Origin of the sequence: Prosthecobacter sp., assembly GCF_034366625.1 — a bacterium.
Classification (GTDB): domain Bacteria; phylum Verrucomicrobiota; class Verrucomicrobiia; order Verrucomicrobiales; family Verrucomicrobiaceae; genus Prosthecobacter.
Window position 1 is genome coordinate 108,188 of the sequence record NZ_JAXMIH010000014.1, and the last position, 22,108, is coordinate 130,295.

Genomic DNA, 22,108 nt, shown 5'->3' on the forward strand with positions numbered 1-22,108 from the left:
ATGGCGTGCGGTGCCGCCAAAGCTCCAGAAGAATTTTCGTCCCAGCTTTGTAACAAAGCCTACGCCGCCTTGCGCTCGACTCGCTTGCGCATCAGCGCAGCGCGCTCGCCTTTGACGACGCTCTCGTTGATGGTGACACCGCGCACGTCCATGCGGCTGGGCACGTCGTACATGACATCAAGCATGATGCGCTCAAAGATGCTGCGCAGACCGCGGGCGCCGGTGCCGCGTGAGACGGCCTCCTTGGACATGGCGAGCATCGCGTCACGCGTGATGGACAGCTCCACACCATCCATGTTCATGAGCTTGGCGTACTGCTTGATAAGGGCGTTTTTCGGTTCAGTGAGCACTCGCATCAGCTCTTGCTCGGTCAGAGCCTCCAGCGGGCAGACGACGGGCAGACGGCCGATGAACTCGGGAATCAGGCCGAACGACAGCAGATCCTCCGGCTCCACACCCTGGCGGATTTTCGTGGATTCGGCGGTCTCCGCCTCGTGCGCCCCGACAAACCCCATCGTCTTGCGGCCACGGCGGCGCTCGGTGATTTTATCGAGGCCCACAAACGCTCCGCCGCAGATGAACAGGATATTCTCCGTGTTCACCTGGATGTACTCCTGCTGCGGGTGCTTGCGCCCGCCCTGCGGCGGCACGTTGCACACCGTGCCTTCGATGATTTTCAGCAGCGCCTGCTGCACCCCCTCACCAGACACGTCACGGGTGATGCTGACGTTCTCGGTCTTGCGGCCGATCTTGTCGATCTCGTCGATGTACACGATGCCCATCTCGGCACGCGAGACATCGTAATCGGCGGCCTGCAAGAGGCGCAGAATGATGTTTTCCACGTCTTCGCCGACGTAGCCGGCCTCCGTCAACGTGGTGGCGTCGGCAATGCTGAACGGCACGTTGAGAATGCGTGCGAGTGTCTTGGCCAGCAGCGTCTTGCCGCAGCCGGTGGGACCAAGGAGCAGGACATTGCTCTTTTCGATCTCGACATCATGCGGGTCAGGCAACGCGGCGGTGATTTTTTTCTGCGCCCCGCTGTTCCGTGCGGCCTGCTGCTGGGTGTGCAGGATGCGCTTGTAATGGTTGTGGACGGCCACGCTGAGCACCTTCTTCGCCTGCGGCTGGCCGATGACGTGCAGGTCAAGCAACGCGGCGATGTCCGCCGGGCGCGGCACCAGCAGAGAGGGTCCGCCCTCGGAATCCACCGACGCCTCCTTGTCGAGGATGTTTTTACAGACGTGAATGCAGTTGTCGCAAATATACACCCCCGGACCCGCAATGAGCTTTTTGACTTCTGCATGGCTTTTGCCGCAGAAGGAACAGAGGGTGACGTTGGAGCCGCGTGCCATGATGTTTGATTGGATTGGGAGAATGTCGCACGGAAGCGTGATACACGTCAAGGTGACGCTTCAACAGAACGCAACACAACCTGATCTTTGTCATTACGCTCATACCAGGCGTTGAGTTTTGCTCCAGCAAGAGTGCGTGAGGTCAAAAAACTGTCCCGTGAGGCTAGGGCAGCGGGCAAATCCTCGCGAACACGGCCTGTTTTATCCCGGATTTCCAAGGTGCGGCTGTTCATCCGGTCCAATCGTTCCCATGAGGTAATGCCGAGTCCTTGAATCTCCGCGCCGGGTGGAACCGCTGCGGCATCCAGCAGCCACGCCTGCGGCACGATGAATTTCAACGCCTCAAAATGCTGCTGGCGCAGTTCCTGGCTCCAAAAAGGGCGCAAGGCCGGCAAATGCAGCAACGCACGCTCCAAAGGCGAAGTGACAAGCGATTCCCCACCACCGACGAGCCGCACATGATCTGGTATCCCATCAAACGTCAGCCAGAGTTCGTTCGAAACCGCACGCAGCGGAGCAAGAGACAGCCAATGTGCCAAAAAAGCGCCCAAACCACCGGTAATACGGCCTTTTGCGATGCGTGCCTGCAACACCTTGCGGGCAGCTGCCCAGCGCACCACACGATACCCGGCGGATTCGATCGCTTCGCGCAGCGCTCGAGGCAGTTGTGTGAGTAAGTCTTCCATGCGTCGAATGTCCTAGATGCAGACAGCCATCCGTCAAAACGAGAGATTGCCTCGAATAGAGACTTATGGTAATTATAAACCTGTGTTACGCATCTCCACCTGCTCCTTCCGTCCGCAAGCCTGCTCTCGAAGCTGGACAGCACCTGCCTTTTCGCTGCTGGAAATGCTCATGGTCATCTGTTTCATCGGCATCGTCTGCGGTGTGGCCATCGGCTGGTATGCTGGCATACACAAAGATGTGCTTGAACGCGTGACCGACCAGCGCAACGCCCAGGAAATCGTCTCCCTCGGCGTCTGTGCCACGGTCAGCGGAGCCGACTTCGTCGTGAGTGACAGCAAGCAGGCCACGGTTGAAAACCTCATTGTGGGCACGGTGGGTAGGCACGGCCTATGGAAGGACAAGACCTTCCGCCTCACCTGTCTGCAACCCGAAGCTCTGCCCGGAGCGCTCACCTTCGTGAAATTCGAGGCGGGTCTGCTGCTCTATGATCCTGCGGGCGGTCAGCTTTGATGCGGTCAGTCTGCCTTGACCTCCAGATGAAGCGTGACGGGCTGCTGCATCGCTTCCGCCGCACTCTTCGCCGCAGGTTCGTCAGGAAAAATCACCACAATCTCGCGAATGCCGCCTTGATCGCGCTCTTTCTGCTCTTTGAGCACCCACTGCTGGACAAACTTCGCCACTGACTGACGCGCAGCCTCGCGCACGTGCCTGATCTTGCCCGGCGTCGCGGCACGCCGTTCCAGGATCGACGTCAATCCTTTCTCCAACTCGGCCAGATTCGCCTCTGCATTAAAGCGCAGCCAGCCCGCCTCGGATTTTTTCTCCATCGTCTCCGTGCGAATCGCAGGCGGCAGAGATGGACGGATGGCAGGCGCAATCACCACACAGCGCCCATCCTGTACATTCAGGCTCCAGTCGTCCGACAGCTTCAGATGGTAGCGATAAACCACCATCGCACGAATTTCCGACACCGTGGTGCCGAGGTAAACCAGTTCATTGAACAACGACTTGGTGTCGAACTTCGTCACCATCTCCTCGGTGTCCACCGTGGCCAGTTCCAGCACATCTCCATTCGTCGAGACGATGCGTTTCACGTTCTCGCGAAACACCTCGGTGATGGTCTGTTTTTGAAAGTGCTCCGCCAGCCACTTCATGCCAAACCCGGAGTCCACGACCTTCCAGGCCACGATGCCTCCAATGATCAGCACCGCTAGCAACGTCAGCGTCAGCAAAGCAAAACATCCCGGCCCGCGACGCGGAGCGGAAGTGGGGGCGGCATTCGGTTCAGACATGCGGTGCGGGTAAACTTGATGACATGCGAACATGCCGCGTCCCTTTCCTGCTGCCAAACACGAATCTGCTGAAAACCATGCCTTGACGTTCGCAGGCTGCCCCCGCCAGATTGGAGGCGCATGAAGCGCCCACTTATCCCGCACGTTGTCCTGCTGGCCTGCCTGGCAGTTTTTTCCGATCTCCACGCCCAACAACCTGCCGAGCAGGCCATGAGCGAAGAGGACAAAAAACTGCTCTCCGAAATGGAGAAAGTCGGCTGGGTTCGGGAGGGCACGGGAGATCTCGGCGGCATGGCCAAAATCGCGATTCCGAAGGGCTACCGCTTCACGCACGGAAGCGCCACCAGCAAGGTGTTGGAATTGTTTGGCAACCTGCCGATGTCTTCCGCCTCCGGCATGCTCACCACCGAGGGATTCGGCCCGTGGATCATCTTCAGCTATGACGACTCCGGTCACGTGAAGGACGATGAGAAAGACAAGATCGACGCCGATGCCCTGCTGCAAACCAAGCGCGAGCAGGTGGCCGAATCCAACAAGGTCCGTAAAGAACGCGGCCTCACTGAACTCGCCCTCGAAGGCTGGGCCATCCCGCCACGCTACAACGACAAGACCCACACTCTGGAATGGGCCCTTCAGGTCAGAAGCTTGAAGTCGGGCGGCGTCTCCATCAATTATGAAACACGTCTGCTCGGCAGAACGGGTGTCATGGAAGTCCAATTGGTCTGCGCTCCGGAGGAATTGCAGCCCCTTCTCAATGAGTTCCAGCAGACCATGGGCGGCTTTAGTTATGTGGAAGGCCAGCGTTACGCCGAGTTCCGCGAGGGCGACAAGGTCGCGCAATACGGCCTCACCGCCCTCATCGCCGGCACCGGAGCCTTTGCGGCGGCCAAGATGGGCCTGTTTGCGAAGCTCGGCGCGTTCTTCGCCAAACTCGGCAAGGCCGCCATCCTGGTCGTCATCGCCGTGCTCGCCGGTTTGAAGAAACTGCTCGGCAAGCTCTTCGGCGCGCGCCAGCAGCCGCCCGGAGTCTAGCGCATGACCGACGGCCAGACGCTCTTCGCAGTCTTCGCGCTGCTCTATCTCATCGAATGCCTGCGCCTCATGCCATCCACCGCATGGATGGCCGCAGGCTCGGTCAAATCACGTTGGAGCACGATCCGTCCCTGGATGCGGTTTCAAATCGCAGGCGGCTCCCCGTTGCTGCTTTCCGCATGGCCGCCGCTGCAAGCCCACACCCTCGCACTGCCTTGGTTGTTCATTCCCGAACACGAGGTGCTGCGTGTACGGCTCACCGACCGCATGATCGTGAACATCTCCTGGGAAAAACTGGCCCTGCGTGTTGAGGAAGCCACGCTCCACCTCGATTCCGCCACCAGCGTGCGTCTGGCCTCGTCTGCACAGGCACAAACCTGGCTGCAACGTCTTGCCGAATGGCGGGATCTGGCTCCTGAGAAACGCCGCGATGCCTTTCTCCAGCACGCACGTGCCTCACTCGACACCCAAGCAGCAAAGCAGACCGCCGCTGAAGCGGCCAAACGCACTCGTTCATTGCGAAGACTCGCCACCCTCCACTTCATCTGGTGCTTCGGCGTCATCAGCGTGATTTATCATCGGTTTGGCGACAGCCTGCTGGTACTCGGCGGCGCCGCGGTCCTGCTGGTGCTGCAAATCATCCAGTCCTGGCTCTTCCTGTGCACCACACGCCAGATGAAAGCCCTCATTCCGTACCGTCGCTGGCGTGCGCTCGGCATCGCGTTTCTGCCGCAACTTGCCATGCGCGCAGCGGATGTCGTGAGCCTCGCCACCAACCATGAACCGCCGCATCCACTCGCCTGGCGTGTTTTGTTGGATGAAAAATTCTGGCTTCAAACCGCGCGTCAGTTCTGGCGCGAAGCACGCTACGTTCCCGGCTGGTCGCACAATGATTCCATGCCGCCTGAAGCCGAGGCGCTGCAAACCTTCTTCCGTCACGAAAACATCGCCGAAGCCGATTACGATCCTCCCTCCGCCGCGAAACTGCCCGTGTGCCCGCGCTGCGGAGCCGAATTTCAGACTGGCATCGCGACCTGCAAAGACTGCGGTGGCGTGGAACTACGAAACCCGGCTGCCTGAGCTGATTTCAATTTGGAACGTGGCGCAGCATCCACTCGACCATCTCGGCATAGATCGGAAAGTCGGTGATCAACACGTTGTCGTGATCGGCTCCGGGGATTTCAATCCAGCGTTTTTCGATGCTTGATGGCAGTGCAGCATAGAGACGGCGGCCACATTCGATGGGAATCACGTGATCCGTCGTGCCATGGGCGATCAGAGTCGGGCAATGCAACGTGGGAACAAGTGCGATGGAGTTCGCGGTGTTGAGCAGCATGCCCGTTTTCCATGCAAACAGCCGGCCGGTGATGTTTTGCCAAACTGAGCCGCACATTTCGCCAACAAGACCCGACGCTTGATGCTGCACGACGTTTTCCAGCATATCGAACGTCGAAACCAATACGGCGGCACGCCACGGCGCATCCTTGTTGGAAGCAGCGCGAATGCTGACGGCTCCGCCCATCGAAATGCCCATGATCCCTGCCGGTGTTGCCTCAAAACCAAACTCCGCCGCCGCTCTCTGCAGCGCCATCGCCGGGAGGTGCGACTCCTTCACGCCATAGCAGGCGATCTGTCCCGGATGATCGCCATGCGCAGGCAGATCGAGCAGGATGCAGCGGAAGCCAACGGAACAGAATCGTTCCGCGATGAGCAGGTAGTCCTCTTTCCGACCACGGCGCCCATGTACGAGCACGAGATTGCCAATGATGCTGCCCGAGGGGGGCAGTGTGATGTTTTTTCTCAGCAACTGCTCACGCACTGCCTGACCTCGCTTGCCCAGCACTCCAGATGGAGCGGGCTCGCACACGATGACGGGCGTGTTGTCGGCACAGGTGAAAAATTTCAACACCACGCCATGCGCCGATGAATCAGCGAGAAATTCATGATGGAAGTCCTGCAACGGCCTGCGGGACGGATGCGCGAGCTGGTCGGCAGCCCACCAAATAGCCGCAAGCGGCAGCAACACGAGAATGCCGGTGATGATATAACGTCTTTTCACTGACGAATCATTGCCGGGATTGTGCCGCGTGCCAATCTGCTTATGCTCGACCGCAGCCGATCATGAACATCCTTCTTCGATTCCTTGTCATCGCGCTGCCGGTCCTGCTGGCAAACTGCGCCAAACCCGCGTACGAGGCGCGTGGACTCGCCTCCTACGTGGCGGATCACTATGCGGGGCATTACACCAGTTCCGGCGAGATTTACAATCCACAGGGCTGGACCGCCGCGCACAACTCGCTGCCCTTCGGCACGCAGGTGAAGGTGAAGAATCACTACAACGGCCGCACGGTGAACGTGACGGTGAACGACCGCTTCCCGTATTATCCGAACCGCGTCATCAACCTCTCCCGCGCCGCCGCCGAGTACATTCAGATCCCCTATCATCAGCTTGGTGATGTGACGGTGACGGCCAAGACGATTCCGGGCGGCACCGCACCAGCCGCCAGCTACGGCTCACCACCTCCAGCGGGCTACGGCGCACCGCCACCATCTAACTACACTGCTCCACCGGCCGGTTACGGAGCGCCGCCACCCACAAATTATGGTGCTCCGCCACCCGGTTACGGCACCACCACCCCGCCCTCAGGCCTGCCACCGCCACCGGCTGGCTATCCAGGCGCCAGATAACTTGGCTTAAAAAGGAGTGGCGTGAAATTTCCCGCCACACTTCCATCGTGGCCGTCCATATCATCAGCGTATGCCACTTTCTCCCGATTCCGAGCCCCCTGCCGACGCCCAACTGGCCAGACGGGTCGAACAAGGGGATGACACAGCGTTCCGCAGGCTGATGGAGCGACATGTGCAACGGCTGCGATCCTTTCTCGCGCTGCGCGCTCCCGTTCCTGACCTCATCGACGAGGTGGCGCACGATGCCTTTGTCTTCGCGTATCAAAACCTGGGCGATTTCAACGAGGGCTCGATGCAGCCCTGGCTGCGCAGCATCGCACACAACCTGCTGCGCGACCGGCTGAAGGCCTATGCCCGGGAATCCATCAAGCATGAGCGCTACTCCGAGATGGTGCGCTGGGAAATGGCACTGGAGGCTGCGGACAAGCCGGTGAGCGACGAATCGGATCACCTTGCCGCCTGCATCGAAAAATTGCGGCATCACCAGCGCACCGTTTTGGACCTGCGCTATGAAGCACAGCTCAGCAGCGAGGAGATCGCCAAACGCACCGGACGCAGCACGCTGGCGGTGCGCACGCTGCTGATGCGCGTGCGCCAGCAACTGCGCAAGTGCATCGAATCCCAACTCCAGCAAACCCCGGCATGAAAGACGACGAAGCCATCGACAAGGCCCTGGAGGGAGTTCTTTCCAATGAAGAATGGCAGGCGCTGATGAGCGATCCTGAGACGCTCAAGGAACTGGAGCAACAACTCGGCATGGACGCGCTTCTGCGCGTAGCTCTTGAGAAGACCGGCACGCCGGAAGCGCTGACAGAAGCCATCGAAGCCAGCGTGGGCGTGTCACCCGTCGAAGATCTCATGTTCAGCATCGAAGCGGCGACGACTGGCACGCGCAAACGGCGGCGCTGGTTCACTTCATTGCCGCGCTGGACGACAGCCGCCGCAGCGGTGCTCATCGGATTCATCAGCGGCAGTTTCGCGTGGCCGGATGTGTTTCTGTGGCTCGATCTCGGCCCCACCGTCGCCCAGCGCACCGGCAAACGCGTGATCCTGCACGGCCACATCATCGCCGAGCCGCCGAAGCCCGCCCCAGTCATCACCTTCTCATTCCCATCGCCCAAACCGGCCCCGACAGCACCAGCGACCACCGAAACGCCCAAGTCGGAGCCAGTTGCGCAAGTGGTGGCAGCTCCATCACCAGCTCCGGCACCCATGGCGGCGGTGCCAAAGCCAGAACCCGAAAAGAAGCCCGCTGCCCCGCCCTCCACACCCGCGATGGCGCAATCCACGTTGCCGCCGCCGATGAATCTAGCGTCAAAACCCCCGGGCGACATGACACTGGTCATTCCCGACGCCTCCACGAAAGTCGATTTCGAAAAACATGTGCTGCCGATCCTCGAACGTTCCTGTTTCGAATGCCACAGCGGCAAACTGAAGAAGCCCAAAGGCGGCATTCGCTTCGACGACCTCGAATTGATCCGCGAAAAAAGCCGCTCGGACAATCTCGTGCTGCCGCACAAGCCGGACAAAAGCACGCTGGTGAAATCCATCTCCCTCAAGAAGGACGATGACGATCTCATGCCGCCGCCGAACGAGAGCAAGCCGCTCAGCGCGGACGAGATCGCCCTCATCCGCCGCTGGGTCGATGAAGGCGCGAATTTCGGCTACTGGACCTCGATGCGCGCGAAAGAAGTCATCATCTCGACGCAAAACGAGGCGGTGGATGTTTCCAAACTGCAGGCCGTCGCCGCGCGCATTGATCAACTTATCGAAGCCGACCTGACCAAGCACGCGCAGGAACCGCGACCACTCGCCAACGATGCCACCTGGCTGCGCCGCGTTTATCTCGATCTCGTCGGCCGCATTCCCAGCGGTGATGAGACGAAGCGCTTCTTCACCGCGAAGGAACCCGACAAGCGCGCCCGCCTGATCAACGAATTGCTCGTCTCCAACGGCCACGTCAGCCACATGTTCAACTACTGGTGCGATCTGCTGCGTGCGAAGGACGATCTCGCCGAGGGCGTGCAGGGAGATTTTTATCTCGCATGGATCAAACAGAGCGTCCGCGACAACAAACCCTTCGACGAATGGACACGCGAACTGCTCAGTCCCGAAGGCTACGGCTGGCGAGCGCCTGCGGCGGGTTATTACCTGCGCGATGGCGAAAACCGCGCCGCGAACATCGAGAGCACCGCCACGCTCTTTCTCGGCACACAAATCTCCTGCGCGCAGTGTCACGATCATCCCTACAGCCGCTGGACGCGGAAAGATTACCATCAATTCCTCGCCTGGACCTCCGGCATCAAGACCGCCTCGAAAGAGGATGCCGTCGGCACCGTCGAAGCCGAAAAAATCCGTGAAGCCGCGGAACGTTACGACCGGCTGGCGATGGCCGGCATGAGCTATGAGCGCAAACAGAAGTATGAACGCATCAAGGAAGCGCTGCTGGCCCTCCAGCGCGCGGCAGGTGGCGCAGGCATCGTGAATGACGAAGGCAGTCCCGCGATGCTGCCAGATGATTACCAATACCCAGATGGCAAGCCCGGCGATGCCATTCCCGCTGCCGTGCTGTATGGCGAACCACCCCCTGCGACCGCCCGACCGGCGGAAACACTGGCCGCGTGGGTCACTTCACCGCAAAACACGCGCTTCAGCCTCACACTCGCGAATCGTCTCTGGGCCAAACTTTTCGGCCTGCCCTTCGCCGGACGCGTCGATCAGGTGCGTGAGATTGCCGACTGCGCGAATCCCGACCTCGCGCAGTACCTCGCTCATGTCGTGCGCGAGGCGAAATACGACGTGCGGCAGATTCTGCGCATCCTCTGCCTCACCCGCGCCTACCAGCGCGAGGCAGGACTGCCGCCAGTGGATAGCGAAGTCATTTACCGCTTCCCCGGTCCCGTCGTGCGGCGTTTGAGCGCCGAGCAGGTGTGGGACTCGATGATGGCGCTCGCGGTCAAAGATCTCGATGTGAAGCTGAACTTCGATCCTCCCGGCGTCGCCGCGCTCGAATCCGCCGTCGGAGCCAAAAAAACCAGCGATGTCACCGGCGTGGCACGCAAGATGGCCGGCGAGGAGGAGCGCGAGATGAAAGCGGACCAGCGCCGCGCACGGCTGCGCAAAGAAATGGCGAAGGAATTCGCCGGTGGCGGACTGGAGCGTGCCTCCGAGCTGCCGCAGCCCGCGCCGGACGGTCATTTCCTGCGCATGTTCGGCCAGGGCAATCGTGATTTCATCGGCGACGCGTGGAGCGCCTCCACTGTGCCGCAGGCGCTGCTCATGCTGAACAGCGACTTCTTCGATCACGTCGCACGTTCCGGCAGCCCGCTTGCTGACAACCTGCGCGGCCTCAACAACATTCGCGAAGCCGCCCGTGGCGCCTTTCTCGCCGTGCTCACACGCGAACCGACGCAGGAGGAGCTCGACGCGTGTCAGGAAACGCTCGGCGACACCCGCAACGCCAAGGCCCTCGCACGCATGCTGCTCTCCACCGCCGAATTCATGTTTCAAAAATAACCGCCCCCCCATGAATCATCCCCTCAACCGACTCGACGACCTCGCACGCCGTGAATTCATCACCCGCATGGCAAAGACCTGCCTCGGCGTCAGCCTTGTTCCGCCCGTTGGTCTCGCACGAGCTCTGGAAACCAACGCGCCGAAATTCGCCGGTCACGTCATTTATCTCTACATGCGCGGCGGCATGAGCCACCTCGACACCTTTGACACGAAGCCGGATGCGCCGGCGGGCTATCAAGGCTCCACACGCACCATCAAGACGAAGTCCGAGGATTTGCAGATCTCCGGATTCTTCCCCAAACTCGCGGAGCATGGCAAAAAAGTCGCCGTCGTGCGCTCCATGCATCACACGCAGGGCGCGCATGAGCCGGGCATGTACAAAGTGCTCACCGGCTACGAAGTCTCCGCCTCGATGAAACATCCCGCGCTCGGCTCCTGGGTTGCGCGACAGGTCACGCAGGGTGCCTCCACCCTGCCCGCTTATATCCGTCTCGCTGATCTTGCCGGTCATCCAAGCAGCGGCTTCATGGACGCCCGTTTCGCGCCCGTCCCCGTGCTGGATGCCAACAAAGGCCTGGAGCACACCCAGCTTCAAAACGGCGACTCCATGACCAACCTGCGCAAACGCACCGGACTCGCCGAAAAGCTCAACAGCGACTTCCTCAAACGTTTCCCAATGGATGGAGTGAAGGCGCACTCCGATGTTTTTGCCGATGCCATCAAGCTCATGACCAGCAAGGATCTCGACGCCTTCGACATCACCCAGGAAAAAGGCAATCTCGTGAACGACTACGGGGCCAACTACTTCGGCCAGGGCGTGCTGCTGGCCCGCCGACTGGTGGAACGCGGCACCAAGTTTGTCGAGATCGAGCTCGGCGGGTGGGACACGCATTCCAACAACTTCACGCAGGTCGAGGCGCTCGCCAAAGTCGTGGATGATGCCGTGAGCACGCTGCTAGAGGATTTGGAAGCCCGCGGCCTGCTGGAAAGCACGCTGGTGGTGCTCACCACCGAGTTCGGCCGCTCGCCGAAAATCAACGGTTCCGGCCGCGATCATCATCCCATCGCCTTTTCATCGTTCATCGCCGGTGGCGGTGTCAAAGGCGGCCAAGCCTACGGCAAAACCGACGAAACCGGCACCCGTGTCATCGAAAATCCCGTCACTGTGCTCGACTTTCATGCCACCATCGGCGCGCTGATGGGCGTCTCGCCGCACGACCTCATCCCCGCCGGCAGCGGCAGCTTCAACATCTACGGCGGCACGGGAGCCAAACGCGGCGTGCCGATTGCGCCCTTCGTCTGAAGCAACTCAGTCGCTGTTTCATCACTTCCCCAGCTCCAGCCGTTGCGCAAAGTAAGCTGGCAGACCGGCCTGGATGATCGCCTGCTGCGCACCGGCAATGTCATAGGGCACGCGCCGCCACAGGATGTCCTGGGTGTCGCGACGATAGATGGCGTAGCAGGCGCGTTCGTCGCGATCACGCGGCTGGCCGACGGCTCCCACATTCACGAGGCACTTGCGGTTTGGCCTCAAAGCTTCAATCGAAGTGATGTCCACGCCAAGTTCATCGCCCTCTACCCAGAATGCAGGCGAGTGCGTATGCCCGATGAAGCAGACCATTCTTGTTTGATGCGGAAAACTCTGCGCGGCAGCGTCCGCCCTCAGCACATAAGTCCACTCGCCAGGATGATGCAGGGAGGCATGCACAGCCTCATAGTCTTCGGCCTGCATCGTCATGGGCAACGCCGTCAGCCAGCCTTTCTGCCCCGGAGTCAGCACGCCCCGTGTCCACTCGATGGACTGGCGCGTGGCGTCCTTCACGCCATCCAGTCCCGCACCGGTGGTCACCATCGCATCGTGATTGCCCTGCACACAGGGAATGCCGTACTCCATCAGAAGATCGATGCAGTCACCGGGGCTGCCGCCATAGCCCACCACGTCGCCGAGACACACACGTTCGTTGATGTCGTGGTCTGCCAAGTCTTGCAGCACGGCGCGCAGGGCATGGGCATTGCCATGGATGTCGCTGAGGATCGCCACCGAGTTGTTCATGCCCGCACCTACCGGTTACGCGGGAAATCGTCAACCCAGCAGCACAGACTCGGTGCATCCCGGCGATTGCCGAACCATGCATCCCGTGCCAGACATCGCCCATGCCCGATGCTGATACACTGTTTCGTGAGGCGCTGCCGCTGGCCGACAAGATCGCGGGCGGCTACGCGAACATTCCCGGCATGACGGCGGATGACGTGCGTGCCGTGGCGCATGCGGCGCTGCATCGGGCGGCGCTGGCGTTTGATCCGGCACGCGGGGCGTTTGCGGCGTATGCGGCGCGGGCCATTCGGAATGCGCTGAACTCGCTGCATCAAAAGGAGGCCCAACATGCCCGGCAGGTTGGGCCGGAGGCGGATCTCGCCCTCGCAGCGTTCACTACGACTGGCAGCACCGCGCCCAGCCAGCGGCTGCCGGACGAGTTTCAGGATGTGCTGAGTCAGGTCCGCTCGCAGGAAAGTCGGCGCGTGCTGGAACACCTGCTGGCCTCACTGCCTGCACGCACCCGGCAAATCCTCGCTCTTGTCGCCGAAGGACACAGCTACGCCGAGATTGGCGAGCGGCTCAACGTCTCGAAGCAAGCGGTCCACAAGGCCGCCGCTGCGGCCTTGAACAGCCTCCGGGAACAACTGGCGACACAGGGTTTCGGCGGACTCGACTCCAAAGGTTTTTTGCAGACGGCGACTGACTAACAACGCCCAAGGTATCTGAGATTCCGCAAGGCAAAGAATAGAATTGTTCATTCGGAGGCTAGATCCTGCACGCAATCCACGCATCAACAGTGAACAGCGGAGTAGGGCGCAAACTGACACATGCGGCAAAGCGGTGGTTTCCATCTAAAATGTGATAACCAAGCGAATCCTCAAGGAGGACCAATGGTGTATGCAGCCGTCCTGTGCTTTTTATGAACTGCCGAGAGCGCAGAAAACTCTCACGACCTTTTCCATTTTTAATCTTCGTTACTGGTGTGGGACGGCCATGAACATACGATAAAATGATCCAGTTTATGATCTGTTGTGAGTTTGGATGAAGGCGGCTGCCAAGCAGAGGGATTTGCTGGCTGTGCCAGACGAGATTGCTAATTGTTTGGATCGAATTGCCGCCAAAATATTGGAACCAATTCCTGTTGCTGTGTAGTGAATGGATTGACTCAAACGGCCATCCGTTGCTTTCAATCAGCGGTCGAATCCAAATGTTAAATACATCCTCGGGCATTTTTGGAAGCATTCCTTTAGCTTTCTCCAAGAGATTCATGAACCCTCTGTAGCAGTGCGTAATATTTACTCAAACTCGGAATGATACTCCCAATCCAGCTCCCAAAGACGAAGTGTGTAATCTCTCTCTGGATAACCGCCACTTCCTGACAGTGCAAAGCGGTCGTTCGGCGAAAATGCCACAGAGTTCACGCTATCGGCGTGTCCCTCGAAGACACGCAGGCATTTACCAGTCGCCACTTCCCATAATCGCAGAGTTTTGTCTTTGCCGTGACTGTGGTCTCCACTTCCAGAGAGTGCAAACCGACCATCATGCGAAAACGCGACCGAGTAAACTTGTCCTGTGTGCCCCTCGAAGGTGCGCAAGCATCGACCTGTGGCTATGTCCCATAGATGAAGCTGTTGAATTTTTTGAAAAATGTTACCGCTGCCGGAGAGCGCAAACCGGCTGTCTGGCGAGAATGCTATCGAGTTAATCCCAGTCAGACTGGCACCATCGAAAGTGCGAATGCATTTCAGGGTTTCTACATCGCATAAAAATATATCAGAAGCGCAGCCACAGAGGGTGAAATGTCCGTCAGGTGAAAACGCTACACAGTTGATCGGGCCATTATTTTCTGCATCAAAAGAGTGCAGACAGCACCCGCTGGCTATATCCCATAAACGCATGGTGTGGTCGCAATCAGCTTGATTCCTACTGTCCACACCACTCCCTGACATGACAAAGCGGCCGTCGGGCGAAAATGCTACCGAGTTTACACAGTTAGTATGGCCCAAGAAAATCCGAAGGCATTCTCCAGTAGAGACTTGCCATAGCCGTAGAGTTTTGTCGGCTGCTCCTGAAACTACGAAGCACCCATCGGGCGAGAATGCAACGGAGACAACGTATCCAGTATGCCCCTCAAAGGACCGCAAGCATCTCCCCGTTGATACGTCCCAAAGCCGAGGCATGCCGTTGCCGCCAGAAAACACGAATAGGCCGTCAGGCGAAAAACTGACAGAAGTAACATATGACGTGTGGGTCTCGAATGTGCGTTTCAACCATCCGCCACCATAGGACTTGCTGCGCACGCACGCACCGGCTCGGGCCTGGAGATTAAGGCATTCCTCACTCTTACCGAACCCTGGAATCTTTCGCGCAAGCTTCAGCGAGTTCAGCGCCTCGTGGATTTGGCCTCCATCAAGGGCAGTGTGTGCGCGAGCTAATAATGCTTCGTGTGAATTCTGACGTTGAATGGCCTCGTCAGCAGTAACGACTACCGAGTAAATCCAAGGTGCCTGACGGCGCCGCTCTATGACCGTTTCAATGTCCCACAGTCGTACCGTGTTATCCGTGCTATTATTGTTTTGACCGCTTCCTGAAATTGCAGTGCGTCCATCCGGTGCAAACGCCACACAATTGATGCCATTATCGTGCCCTTCGAATGTCCGCAAACAACGTCCGAGAACCAAATCCCATAGGCGCACCTTTTTGTCCATGCATCCAGACACGGCATAACGGCCGTCGTTCGAGTAAGATACAGAAGTGATTGCGTTCAAGTGACCATCAAACCTCCGCAAAAGACGACCAGAGTCCAGATCCCACAAACGTAACGCTTTGTCTTTGCAATCATGACTTGAACCGCTGCCAGTAAGAGCGTAGCGACCATCAGGTGAAAATGCCACTGCGCTGATTTTATCATTCAAACCATCAAATTTGAGTATGCATTGGCGGGTGGACAAATCCCACAATCGTAGCGCATTGTCACTGCTGCCAGAGAGCATGAATTTGCTGTCGGATGAAATCGCTACAGCGGTGACACAGCTCATGGGCAGCGGAAAATCATATAGCCGTCGTCCTGTCGCCATGTCCCATAGGTATAGGCCAGCACTTGAGCCACCGGTAACCACATGATGGCAATCAGGCGAGACTGCCATGCAATAAGTGTGTTGCGGGCTTTCCTCAAACGTGCGCAAACATTGGCCAGTGGCAAGATCCCAAAGACTCAGGTCCGATAAACAACCGGATGAAATGGCATGCTGACCATCAGGCAAAAATGAAACCAACGTTCCGCTACCACTCTCTCCAAAAATGAGTTCGCACTCTCCAGATTCTGTTTCCCACAGTCGAATGGGGTCCGTCTTGGAACTGAAATCCCTCCCTGCGGACAGGATGTGGCGTCCATCAGGCGAGAACGACACGGAATTAACACCGTCGTCAGTGTGCCCCTCGAAAATATTCAAACATTGCCCTGAACCAAATTGCGCTAATGCGCGAGTCTTTTCCAGAACCCCTTGAGCAGTGTCACCACCACCTAGTTTGATGGCTTCGTCGAAATGATAGAGCGCTTTTGTAAAATCCGCATTTTCATTCCTAACCCAGCCCAAGGCGCATTCCAAGTTTGTATTGTTGACGTCATCCCCTCTAATTTCTTCGAGATTCACCAACACTTCCTCATCAGTGAGCTTCCCTTCTCTCCAAAGCATGATGCTTCGGTTGTAGGTCGATGCCAGGTGGTGTTTGTCTAGATTTAGGGCTTGGATAAAAAATTTCTCTGCATCGTCGAACTTGCCCAAGTCAATCAAGGAGAGCGCTCGATTGTTGAGAGCATCTGGGGTGTCGGCGGCGGCTATTGGCTCGTGGCGTGGGTGAGGAACACCAATTTCTGCGACATAAACTTCGCGGAAAGCTATGGCACAATCCAGGAGACTTCTGGGACGCAATGCCGAATTCTGTTGTAAGCACCGCCTTAGCAAGGCCACCACTCCATCAGGCATAGAGGGTATTCCTTCTTCCGTCCCTCCATTTTCAATGAAAAACTCGAGCGCTGCACCCGCAACACTGCCTGAGTGCCATGTAACATCTCCTTGAAACATCTGGAGAACGCTGACAGCCCAAGACCAAATATCTGTGCGGCGGTCAAGCGTTTGTCCTTCGGACTGCTCTGGTGAGCAATAGGGTGGACTCATCCCGCCCGTCGAAGCCATTATGGAATTCTTGCCATATAGAGCAGCCGCAGCAGTGTTCAAAGAACCTACCGCGACCTTCGCGCCAGCAAGACCAAAATCACTTACTTTGACAGTTCCATCTTCCCACATCAATGCATTGAGTGGTTTCACGTCTTGGTGGATGACGCCTCTCTCGTGGGAATAGTGTAACCCCCAAGCGAACTGTATCGACACATCAAGAATTCGAGCCAAGGAGGTCAGCTCGTCGCCTTCATAAAGTCGTCTAGCTCGTATCCATTCTTCAAGTGTGCCTGCGTCCGCGTATTCCGAAAACACTCGCGGCAGCCCGCCGAGTTCGCGCACATAATGACAGGCGGCTATGTGTTGGTGCAGTCCCAAGTTAATCCAAGTTTGGCATTCTTTTGAGAATGAATCCTTCTGCTCTTGTGTGTTAAAAACGTGCGCACGGGGTGTTTTAACAGCCAGCTCGCGCCGCCAGGTTCTGTGGTAGACTTTGTAAACTCGGCCAAAACCTCCCTCGTGGTAGTTCTTCTGATGTGCCTCAGCGCCGAAACCCTCGGTGACGGGACACACCTCATAGAGGTCGAGAATCACATCTCCAAGCTGCCATTCTGATGGGACTTCATCTGGATCAAGGTAATTCATGGAGGCCGGATGCGGTTACAAAACTGAGCGAGCGGCTGCCAACATTTCACCCGCCGACTGACTACGCCTCTTGAGATCGACTGAAAGGGTTGCATTCAGCCACGCAGCTAATTTCGGCGAGATCGTTTTGTCACGCTTCTCAAGAGGAACGATCTCCTCGTTCAGGATGACATCAATCGGGTCGCGCTTCTCTGTAAACGGATACGGGAAAGTGCCAGTGAGCATGAAGTAGAACGTCGCTGCCATGCTCCAGACATCGGAGACGGGTTTGAGATGCTTGAAATTGATGAGCTGTTCGCGTGGCATGAACAGTGGGGTGCCAGCGTAGTTGCCGGTGACGCTGAGACCGCTGAGACCGGCCTGCTGGAAGTTCTTGGCGAGGCCGAAGTCGGAGATGCGGGCCACGCCGCAGTCGAGGAGGATGTTATGCGGCTTGAGGTCGCGGTGCACGATTCCCTGCTGATGCGCGTGGGCGAGGCCCTCCAACGCGGCGAGCATGATGGGCTGGGCGACCTTGAGCGGGAGCTTGCCGCCGTGTTTCATGATCAAGTCCCACAGGCTGCCGCCCTCGCAGTATTCCATGATGAACCATGGGATGCCGTTGCAATGGCCCTGGTCGAACAACTTGACGATGTTCGCATGGCGTAGCTGCGCAGTGATGGTCATCTCCCGCAGAAATTTTTCGATCTCGACTGGAGGAACAGCAACTCGAGGAAGCATCACCTTGATGGCGACGGTGACGCCATCAGCGATGCGCCGCGCACGGAAGACGACGCCAAAACCGCCACGGCCAAGTTCCTTCTCGATCTGATAGCCGGGGACGTCGAGCCGGGGTGCTTCGCCTTTCTTCGCGGCCTTGAGCAGGAGATCGGCAAGCTGTTTGGGATTGAGTTCATCAAAGCTGGGCACGGGAACGGCGGGCGGTGGCCCAGCCTGCTTCTCCGCCTGCGTGACGTGGACTTCGAGAGCAGTGTCGCCCACCTGGATGCGGTCACCGTGCTTGAGGGTGACTTCGGGATAGGCGCGGCGTGCGCCTTCTTCGGGTGATTCGCCTTCCTTGCGTCCGCCGACCTTGCGCCCGTTGACGTAAGTGCCATTGCGGCTGCCGAGATCGCGCACGCAGGCCTGTGGCGGGCAGGCTTCCAGAATGAAATGGTGGCGCGAGACGCAGGTGTCATCCGGCAGATGCATATGGCAGTCAGGATGCCGCCCGAGGAAGAAAGTGTCGTGCGCGGCGAAGGTGAAGACCTTGCCCTTGGCAGTGCCTTCGGTGATGCGGAGCTGGACGGAGGCGGACATGATGAATTCAGGCGCATTCTCCGCTGGTGGCAGTGTGGATGGCAAGAGCTTTGCCCACGGCATGCTCAAAAGATTGCCAAGCCTCCTGTCGCACGGCATCGTACCATGTCTGAAAGGTGGCCTGCTGTGCTGGCGTGGCATCAGGGCGTGGCACCCAGGTCATGGTGGCAAGGTTGAGGCACAGGAACCGGCGCAAGCCGGGAGGCACATGGCCGATGCTCTCGAAGCTGAGCGGGCAGCGCAGCCCGGCAACGAGCGAACGATGATGGTGCGTCGCCAGTGTCCGCAGCGCAGCGATCTCCTCGTCAGTCGGCGCTTCGCACCGCAAATGCTCCCAGAGTGGTGCAAAATCGAGGTCGCTGAACAGATCACCGCCGAAGGACTCGTCGCAGCAGTCGAAGAAACCTCTCAGGTAGCGGAGGCTGCGGCCAAACTGGTGGCACTGCGAGGCAAAGGCAGCGGCTGAGAACCACACATGCGGACTCTGCTGAAATGTCGCATGCCTGAGTGCCTGGCGGCACAGGTTCAACGCAGACAGCGGCCCCTGCACCACATTCAACGCTCGCGAGGTCTGCACGACAAGCGACACCGAATAGAACCGCATACGCTTCAAAGCCTGCATCCCCACGACGACGGCCTCTTCCGCCCGGTTCATAGCGATCAGCAAGGCGATCCTGCCCGCCGAAGCCCGGATATCCCAGCGGCCACCGGTCGGTTTGACGTCGGCATACCATTCGAGCGCAGTGACATGACGGCCGGCATTCTGAAAAGAGATGCCGTTCTCGAAGGCAATCTGGTCGTCGCCTTTGGCGGCGGATTCACGGGAGTGTTTGGCGGTTTGCATGGTGATGAAGGGTGGTTTCACCAGCACCTACGGAGTTCGTCAAAAATCGTCAACCTGCCCACGGGAAACCGGCAGCTTCAACATCTATGGCGGCACGGGAGCCAAACGCGGCGTGCCGATTGCTCCCTTCGTCTGAAGCAACTCAGTCGCTGTTTTTCGCCAGTTTTCGCTTCAGTTTGCGCAGCAGGTCGGAGTTGCCCTCCAGTTCCTCCATCAGGAGTGTCAGAACCTCCAAAGTCTGGCGGCTGATGTGATGCTCCATGCCCTCCACATCTTCGTGAACGGTTTTGGGATCGAGACCGAAACTGGCGAGCAGACGCGTGAGCACCTCATGACGGCGGGCGATCTCGGCACCGACCTTGCGGCCCTCCTCGGTCAGTACCACGCCGCGGTAGCGCTCATAGACGACAAAGCCCTCGGCATCGAGCTTCTGGATCATGTTCGTCACGCTGGCCTGCGAAATGCCGAGGTTCTGCGCGATGTCCACCACGCGCGCATAGCCCTTTCCGGCGATGAGATTATGAATCTGTTCGAGGTAGTCCTCGATGGCAGGCGAGCCGAGATGGCTGGTATGTTCCTTGCGTTTGGCGGGCATGAAGGCTGATGCCATAGCAGGAGCGCGGCACTTCTGAAAATGTTTTTTCAGAAGTGAAAAATAAAAGTTAGCCACGGCTAACTTTTTAAGTTGCGGATATGGCATTCCGATGAAATTAGGCCAGACTAATTTTAATAACCCAAGCAATAGTTCAACCTCATGCACCTCCGACCACCACCCCGCCTCGCATTCACGACGCTCATCCCCCTTTTCCTCGGCGTCATCAGTCTTCCCGCCGCGACCGAAGACAAGAGCTCCTGGCACCTGTTCAATCCCACTCCGGTCGATCAGATGCGGGAGATGGTCACAGACCGGCCTGACACGACGGAGGCCCCCTACACGGTGCCCGCCGGACATTTTCAGCTTGAGATGAGCTTCTTCGACTACAGCCGTGATCTCAGTCCTGACCTCACAAGCAGCATCCGCAACCAGGCGTGGATCTACGGTCAGATGAACTTCAAGGCAGGCCTGTCGCACGATGTGGATCTCCAGATCATGTTCGACACCTACACGCAGGGACGGTCCACGACCGACGAAGTCACGGACAAGCTGTCCGGTTTCAGCGATGTCACCCTGCGCTTGAAGATGAACGTCTGGGGAAACGACGAGGGCATCACGGCCCTGGCCATCATGCCGTATGTGAAAATTCCCACCGGCACACGCCTGAGCAACAACGAATGGGAGGGCGGCTTGATCGTTCCTTTGTCGGTCACGCTCAGTGATCGTGTGAGCCTGGGATTGATGACTCAAATGGATCTGGTGAGCGATGCAAACACAGGCGGCTACGACCTGGAGTGGCTGCATTCCGTCACCATCGGCGTCAGCCTCACCGAAAAGCTGGGCATGTATGTGGAACTGGTCGGCGTCGCGGGTGCCTCGACGGACTTCCGGGCGCTGCTGGACGGCGGCCTGACTTTCGCTGTCACGGACAATCTGGTATTCGACGCCGGGGTGCGCATTGGCCTGAACCGCGCCGCCGAGGACATCGGCGTCTTCAGCGGCATGAGTTTTCGTTATTAAAAATCACCAAGACCACACACGATGAAAACACGTCTTTCCCTCGCCATTCTATGCGTCGCATTGGTCGCATGCGGCCCGTCGGCTGAAAAATCCAAAACAGGCCCGAAGCGCATTCTGACCACCTTCACCATCATCCAGGACATTGCGCAGAATGTCGCGGGCACAGCGGCCATCGTGGAATCCATCACGAAGCCGGGTGCAGAGATTCACGACTATGAGCCGACGCCACTCGATCTCGTGAAGGCGCAGGACGCCGATCTCGTGCTCTGGAACGGCCTGGGGCTGGAGCGCTGGTTTGAAAAATTCCTCCAGCAGGTGAAGGACGTGCCCAGCGTGGTGCTGACCGAAGGCGTCGAGCCAATGGGCATCGGCGAGGGGCCTTACACGGGCAAGCCGAACCCGCATTCCTGGATGTCTCCCGCAAATGCGATCATCTACGTGGAAAACATCCGCAAAGCGCTGGTGAAACTGGACCCCGCCAACGAGGCCACCTACACGAAGAACGCCGCCGCCTACACCGCCGAACTCCGCGCTGTGGATGAACCCGTGCGCAAGGCGCTGGAGGCCATTCCTGCGGACCAGCGCTGGCTCGTGAGCTGCGAAGGCGCGTTTTCCTATCTGACACGCAACTACGCCATGAAGGAGCTTTATCTCTGGCCCATCAACGCGGACCAGGAGGGCACGCCGCAGCAGGTGCAGAAGGTCGTGGACACCGTGCGCTCAAACAAAATCCCGGTCGTGTTCTCGGAAAGCACGATCAGCGACAAGGCCATGCTGCAAGTGGCGAAGGAAACCGGTGCGCGTTACGGCGGTGTGCTGTATGTGGACTCGCTCACCAGCGACGACGGCCCCGCGCCGACGTATCTGAAGCTGCTGCAATACAACGCCGACACCATCGTGAAGGCGTTCGCCAATCCCTGAC

20 protein-coding genes are annotated in these 22,108 nt (G+C 58.6%); 10 read left to right on the plus strand and 10 right to left on the minus strand.

Annotated features, from left to right (window positions below; genetic code table 11):
* Positions 1-59: 59 nt before the first annotated feature.
* Entirely contained in the window at positions 60-1,352 is a 1,293-nt protein-coding gene (gene clpX, locus U1A53_RS16220) for an ATP-dependent Clp protease ATP-binding subunit ClpX (protein WP_322282537.1), read from the minus strand.
* 47 nt (positions 1,353-1,399) lie between these two features.
* Entirely contained in the window at positions 1,400-2,038 is a 639-nt protein-coding gene (locus tag U1A53_RS16225; RefSeq protein WP_322282538.1) for a hypothetical protein, read from the minus strand.
* Positions 2,039-2,120: 82 nt separating this feature from the next.
* Here U1A53_RS16225 and U1A53_RS16230 point away from each other — a divergent pair, with 82 nt between their 5' ends.
* Positions 2,121-2,549 (plus strand): hypothetical protein, encoded by a 429-nt coding sequence (locus U1A53_RS16230; protein WP_322282540.1) that lies wholly within the window; start codon positions 2,121-2,123, stop codon positions 2,547-2,549.
* A 5-nt stretch (positions 2,550-2,554) separates the two neighbouring features.
* Here the strand turns inward: U1A53_RS16230 and U1A53_RS16235 are convergent, their stop codons facing one another.
* Entirely contained in the window at positions 2,555-3,331 is a 777-nt protein-coding gene (locus U1A53_RS16235; RefSeq protein WP_322282542.1) for a hypothetical protein, read from the minus strand.
* Between the two features lie 120 nt (positions 3,332-3,451).
* On the opposite strand from U1A53_RS16235, the gene U1A53_RS16240 reads away from it, so the two are divergent.
* Both U1A53_RS16240 and U1A53_RS16245 read left to right on the plus strand, forming a co-directional pair.
* Complete coding sequence (locus U1A53_RS16240) at positions 3,452-4,363, plus strand: DUF2167 domain-containing protein (RefSeq protein ID WP_322282543.1); 912 nt, start codon at positions 3,452-3,454, stop codon at positions 4,361-4,363.
* Positions 4,364-4,366: 3 nt separating this feature from the next.
* On the plus strand, positions 4,367-5,443 hold the full coding sequence (locus tag U1A53_RS16245) for a hypothetical protein (RefSeq protein ID WP_322282544.1): 1,077 nt from the start codon (positions 4,367-4,369) through the stop codon (positions 5,441-5,443).
* A gap of 7 nt (positions 5,444-5,450) precedes the next feature.
* Here U1A53_RS16245 and U1A53_RS16250 read toward each other — a convergent pair whose 3' ends face one another.
* Positions 5,451-6,422, minus strand: coding sequence for an alpha/beta fold hydrolase (locus U1A53_RS16250; RefSeq protein WP_322282545.1), 972 nt, complete (start codon positions 6,420-6,422; stop codon positions 5,451-5,453).
* A 62-nt stretch (positions 6,423-6,484) separates the two neighbouring features.
* Between U1A53_RS16250 and U1A53_RS16255 the strand changes: the two genes are divergently transcribed.
* From U1A53_RS16255 to U1A53_RS16270, 4 genes are all read left to right on the plus strand, one after another.
* A complete protein-coding gene (locus U1A53_RS16255; RefSeq protein ID WP_322282547.1) occupies positions 6,485-7,051 on the plus strand; it encodes a septal ring lytic transglycosylase RlpA family protein in 567 nt (188 codons plus the stop codon).
* A gap of 70 nt (positions 7,052-7,121) precedes the next feature.
* On the plus strand, positions 7,122-7,697 hold the full coding sequence (locus U1A53_RS16260; RefSeq protein ID WP_322282548.1) for an RNA polymerase sigma factor: 576 nt from the start codon (positions 7,122-7,124) through the stop codon (positions 7,695-7,697).
* Complete coding sequence (locus tag U1A53_RS16265) at positions 7,694-10,567, plus strand: DUF1549 domain-containing protein (RefSeq protein WP_322282549.1); 2,874 nt, start codon at positions 7,694-7,696, stop codon at positions 10,565-10,567. Before U1A53_RS16260 ends, U1A53_RS16265 begins: the two co-directional genes overlap by 4 nt.
* Before the next feature lie 10 nt (positions 10,568-10,577).
* Positions 10,578-11,870 (plus strand): DUF1501 domain-containing protein, encoded by a 1,293-nt coding sequence (locus U1A53_RS16270; RefSeq protein WP_322282551.1) that lies wholly within the window; start codon positions 10,578-10,580, stop codon positions 11,868-11,870.
* A gap of 21 nt (positions 11,871-11,891) precedes the next feature.
* On the opposite strand, the gene U1A53_RS16275 is transcribed toward U1A53_RS16270, so the two are convergent.
* Positions 11,892-12,620: a metallophosphoesterase family protein gene (locus U1A53_RS16275; RefSeq protein WP_322282552.1), complete on the minus strand. Its 729-nt coding sequence runs from the start codon at positions 12,618-12,620 to the stop codon at positions 11,892-11,894.
* Between the two features lie 101 nt (positions 12,621-12,721).
* Here U1A53_RS16275 and U1A53_RS16280 point away from each other — a divergent pair, with 101 nt between their 5' ends.
* Positions 12,722-13,312: a sigma-70 family RNA polymerase sigma factor gene (locus tag U1A53_RS16280; protein ID WP_322282554.1), complete on the plus strand. Its 591-nt coding sequence runs from the start codon at positions 12,722-12,724 to the stop codon at positions 13,310-13,312.
* Between the two features lie 58 nt (positions 13,313-13,370).
* Here the strand turns inward: U1A53_RS16280 and U1A53_RS16285 are convergent, their stop codons facing one another.
* The 5 genes from U1A53_RS16285 to mntR form a co-directional block, all read right to left on the minus strand.
* The gene (locus U1A53_RS16285) at positions 13,371-13,874 is read right to left on the minus strand and encodes a hypothetical protein (protein WP_322282556.1); all 504 of its coding nucleotides are present in this window, start codon (positions 13,872-13,874) and stop codon (positions 13,371-13,373) included.
* A gap of 26 nt (positions 13,875-13,900) precedes the next feature.
* A complete protein-coding gene (locus U1A53_RS16290) occupies positions 13,901-17,428 on the minus strand; it encodes a protein kinase (RefSeq protein ID WP_322282558.1) in 3,528 nt (1,175 codons plus the stop codon).
* A 15-nt stretch (positions 17,429-17,443) separates the two neighbouring features.
* Positions 17,444-18,727, minus strand: a complete 1,284-nt coding sequence (locus U1A53_RS16295; protein ID WP_322282559.1) for an FHA domain-containing serine/threonine-protein kinase — start codon at positions 18,725-18,727, stop codon at positions 17,444-17,446.
* A 7-nt stretch (positions 18,728-18,734) separates the two neighbouring features.
* Positions 18,735-19,571: a hypothetical protein gene (locus U1A53_RS16300; RefSeq protein ID WP_322282561.1), complete on the minus strand. Its 837-nt coding sequence runs from the start codon at positions 19,569-19,571 to the stop codon at positions 18,735-18,737.
* A gap of 142 nt (positions 19,572-19,713) precedes the next feature.
* The gene (mntR, locus tag U1A53_RS16305; RefSeq protein ID WP_322282563.1) at positions 19,714-20,166 is read right to left on the minus strand and encodes a transcriptional regulator MntR; all 453 of its coding nucleotides are present in this window, start codon (positions 20,164-20,166) and stop codon (positions 19,714-19,716) included.
* Positions 20,167-20,325: 159 nt separating this feature from the next.
* Here mntR and U1A53_RS16310 point away from each other — a divergent pair, with 159 nt between their 5' ends.
* Together U1A53_RS16310 and U1A53_RS16315 are read left to right on the plus strand one after the other, a co-directional pair.
* Positions 20,326-21,186, plus strand: coding sequence for a transporter (locus U1A53_RS16310; RefSeq protein ID WP_322282565.1), 861 nt, complete (start codon positions 20,326-20,328; stop codon positions 21,184-21,186).
* A gap of 21 nt (positions 21,187-21,207) precedes the next feature.
* Positions 21,208-22,107, plus strand: coding sequence for a metal ABC transporter substrate-binding protein (locus U1A53_RS16315; protein WP_322282567.1), 900 nt, complete (start codon positions 21,208-21,210; stop codon positions 22,105-22,107).
* Position 22,108: the final 1 nt, after the last annotated feature.